5 protein-coding genes are annotated in these 3,540 nt (G+C 40.5%); 3 read left to right on the forward strand and 2 right to left on the reverse strand.

Going from position 1 to position 3,540, the window contains the following annotated elements:
* Together B2Y23_RS05020 and B2Y23_RS05025 are read left to right on the forward strand one after the other, a co-directional pair.
* Positions 1 to 618: tRNA-dihydrouridine synthase (locus B2Y23_RS05020; protein ID WP_291369392.1), on the forward strand; the 618-nt coding region annotated here is incomplete at its 5' end.
* Between the two features lie 58 nt (positions 619 to 676).
* Positions 677 to 1,600 (forward strand): AEC family transporter, encoded by a 924-nt coding sequence (locus tag B2Y23_RS05025; RefSeq protein ID WP_291356635.1) that lies wholly within the window; start codon positions 677 to 679, stop codon positions 1,598 to 1,600.
* A 58-nt stretch (positions 1,601 to 1,658) separates the two neighbouring features.
* Here the strand turns inward: B2Y23_RS05025 and B2Y23_RS05030 are convergent, their stop codons facing one another.
* Positions 1,659 to 2,465, reverse strand: a complete 807-nt coding sequence (locus B2Y23_RS05030; protein WP_291356633.1) for a tetratricopeptide repeat protein — start codon at positions 2,463 to 2,465, stop codon at positions 1,659 to 1,661.
* A 353-nt stretch (positions 2,466 to 2,818) separates the two neighbouring features.
* Here B2Y23_RS05030 and B2Y23_RS05035 point away from each other — a divergent pair, with 353 nt between their 5' ends.
* Positions 2,819 to 3,070, forward strand: a complete 252-nt coding sequence (locus B2Y23_RS05035; protein ID WP_131290079.1) for a hypothetical protein — start codon at positions 2,819 to 2,821, stop codon at positions 3,068 to 3,070.
* A 56-nt stretch (positions 3,071 to 3,126) separates the two neighbouring features.
* Here B2Y23_RS05035 and B2Y23_RS05040 read toward each other — a convergent pair.
* On the reverse strand, positions 3,127 to 3,540 hold a 414-nt coding region (locus B2Y23_RS05040; RefSeq protein ID WP_291369393.1), incomplete at its 5' end, for a tRNA-modifying protein YgfZ.

Below are 3,540 nucleotides of genomic sequence, written 5' to 3' on the forward strand. Positions count from 1 at the left end.
GTAGATGCCGGATTTGATTTGATTGAAGTGCATGCAGCCCATGGTTATTTGTTGCATCAATTTATGTCGCCACTGTCGAATAAGCGTACTGATGAATATGGCGGCAGTTTTGAAAACCGTATTCGTCTAACGCTTGAAGTGCTGCAAGCCATAAAAAATGCAGTACCGGCGGATTATCCGGTCGGGGTGCGTATTTCAGCGACTGACTGGATGGATGGAAAAGACAGCTGGGATATTGAATCTTCGGTCGGTTTGTCCAAAGCCTTGCAGCAGTTGGGTGCAGTCTATATTCATGTGTCCAGTGGCGGTCTGCATGCACAGCAGCAGATTGAAATTGGTGTCAATTATCAGGTTCCTTTTGCTCATGCAATTAAACAGGCAGTCAATATTCCCGTCATTGCCGTAGGTTTAATTACTGAAGCTACGCAAGCTGAACATATTTTACAGACAGGGCAGGCGGATGCCATTGGTCTTGCCCGTGCCATGCTTTACGATCCTCGTTGGCCTTGGCATGCTGCGGCGACCTTGGATGCACCTATTGAAATTTCACCACAATATTTGCGTTGTCAGCCGCATGGTTTGAAATCATTGTTTAAACCTTTTCAACACCAAAATTGATTGCTTTAAATGGCAGTGATTGAGCTGAAATAAGTTGATTTAACGACAAGGAGTAGTTGTGGTTTTAAGTGTAATTTTACCGATTTGCCTGCTGCTTCTATTGGGATTTATCTGCGTAAAATTCGAATTTATTTTAGCTGAACATATCAAAGGTTTAAGCCAGTTTGTTTTTAAAATATCCTTGCCGGCATTTTTATTGCAAGCCTTAGCCAGTAAGCATTTTGATGAAATCTGGCATCCCAGTTATTTCATCGCTTATGGCGGGGGATCACTGCTGGTTTTTGCCTTTGCATTTGTACTGTACCTTCAATATTTTCAATGTCGTTTGACCGAGTCTGGCGTATTGTCCATGGGTGCATCCATGTCCAATACCGGATTTATTGGCACAGCCATTCTTATGATGTTGATTGGACAACATGCAGCAATTTATCTGTCCTTAACCCTGATTATTGAAAACCTGCTGATTATGACTTTGACACTGATCATTGCCGAAGCAGGCATTCATCAACATCGGGCGACCTCTGGATTGCTCAAGCAGACCTTATACAACGTGATTAAAAATCCGGTCATTTTGTCGATCGTGTTTGGCATGTTGTGTGTGATCTTGAATATTCAACTTCCATCTTCCATTGTTCAGGCTTTGGAAATGTTGGGCAAGACCGCTTCTCCGATTGCGCTCTTTGTCATTGGGGGAAGTCTGGTTGGAATGAGCTTAAAAGCGGTAGATTTACAAAGCATGACGTTGGTGCTGATTAAAATTGTACTGATGCCACTGACCATTTTTCTCTTGTTCAGTCTTTTGCCGAATGTCAGTCAGGAAATGCGTTATGCCGGAACGTTGCTTGCTGCGTTACCCATGCCGATTGCGTTCGGTATTTTAGGACAGAACTATGGACTTGGGGATAAAGCACTCAGCGCTTTAATGTTAAGTACAATATTAGGCTTCATGCTGGTGAGTGGTCTGATTGCCATGTGGTGGTAATAGATTTTTCAGCTAATAAAAAGCCCCATGGTTAGGGGCTTTTTGTTTGGAAAATAATTTAGCTTTTCTTTTCAGCCTTTGAAGGATTTTTAGCTTGTTCAGTCATCATTTTATTCACTACAGCTAAAGATTCTTTAGCTTGCGGGATATTTTCTTTTGCTAAGGCTTCAAAAATCTTTTTCGCTTCAGGCAAGTTTTGCGGAACAATTTTACCGTTTGCAAACATGTTGCCCACAGCCATTAAAGCGGGAATATAGCCTTTTTGTGCCAGATCCTGAATAGTCTTTAAGCCCTGTTTAATCGGCTCTTCATTTTTGGTTTTAAAACCTTGGCTGATGTCATATAAGGCCTTGGCATGCATGGCCTGATAGTTGCCTTTATTGATCAGCGGATTTAATTTTTGCAAAGCCAATTTATCAGAGGCAGGTGTGCCTTCAGCAAACAATAATACCGCCAAATCTACACTGGCATCATCAAAATTTTGCTTAGAAGCTTTTTCTAAATACTGTTTGGCTTTTTTAGTGTCTTGAGGAAGACCTAAAGTACCGGTCATATAGTTTTTACCTAAGACATAGTTGGCTACGGGATAACCTTTATTAGCCGACTCTTCATACAGCTTAATGGCTTTTTTCTCGTCTTTGGTTGTACCTTGACCGGTTTGGGTCAGATAAGCCAAATTATAAAGTGCCTGTGCATTCCCTGTTTTGGTTAATTTATCCAGTTCTTCATAAGCACCTTTCATATTGTTTGCTTTAACCAGTGCTTCTACTTTGGCAAATGCAGGATCAACTGAAGTGGTTGCCATTTCTGCCATTGCGAAATTTGAAGACAAAGCAATAAGGCTGGCAAGTATAATTTTTTTCATATTTAAAACCTTTTTATAAACATACACATAATTCCATTTATGTGTTTAAAAATGGATGTGGAACACTTCATACAACATCATAAATTTATTTATCTGAATGTAAATACATGATGTGTACATTGCAATAAGATTTCATAGATATTTACATAATCCCTACTGGATAAATTTTGGGCTGACTATCTTAAATCAGCCTTAAGCAATTGAAGGGCTTTGTAGATGTATTGTTGAGCGCTTTAAAGTTTAAAAAACAGGCAGACACAAGATCGGATAAAAATGTGGCGTAGCGAAACGGCACTTTGTTTTTATGCCAATCTTTGTTTAAATCACGGTTGAATCAATGTGTGAGTAGATGAATGTTCATCAAAGGTATTAAACGGGCATATGATCAGATTAATCGGGATGAAAGTATTCCAGATGAAGATAAATTTGATGCATTGTTGATGAGATTAGGCAAAAACTTTTTGGTGAGCAAAGAAGACCGTGTTTATATTTTTGAACATGAGGGAAAGACTGCGCGTATTGATGCAAAACATGCACGTGCATTCCATTTTAAAGAGTATGTCATTAAAGACATGAACAAACTTTTTCACGATTTTAATTTGTGATTAAAAAAGCCTCCGCTTCGGGAGGCTTTTTTTAATGGGATTGCTCAACTGCAATATTATTGTGGACGCGCCACATCACCATTTAAGGCTTCAGGTAAATCTAGAACTTGTAATCCCAGCTCTTCAAGCGCAGCAGGTTTTGCAACTACAAGAGCTTTATAACCGCCATTAACAGCAATGCTATTGACCACTTCAACATCATTGTTCAGTTTGCTTGCAGCAGCCGGAGCATCACCTGTACCTTGCACCAGATGCAACCAGTGTTTCGGTTTGGCCTTGAACCAAAGACGCGCAATAATTTCCTGACCTAAATAGCAGCCCTTGTCATAATGCACGCCTTCACGCTGATGCAAACGCAGTTCCTGCGGCTGGAATTCTTGTGAAGTTGTCGTTTCAATCCAGGCCTGACCGGCTTCAATCGCTTGAAGTTGCCACGCTGCGATATCTGTTTCAGTGGCAGCAAAGTCAGT

The sequence above is a fragment of the Acinetobacter sp. UBA5934 genome, assembly GCF_002430855.1.
Taxonomy (GTDB): domain Bacteria; phylum Pseudomonadota; class Gammaproteobacteria; order Pseudomonadales; family Moraxellaceae; genus Acinetobacter.

What these genes read in the sequence shown, in the direction of transcription:
- B2Y23_RS05030 (WP_291356633.1), bottom strand. Translation starts at nt 2,465, where the DNA reads ATGAAAAAAATTATACTTGCCAGCCTTATTGCTTTGTCTTCAAATTTC.
- B2Y23_RS05035 (WP_131290079.1), top strand. Translation starts at nt 2,819, where the DNA reads ATGTTCATCAAAGGTATTAAACGGGCATATGATCAGATTAATCGGGAT.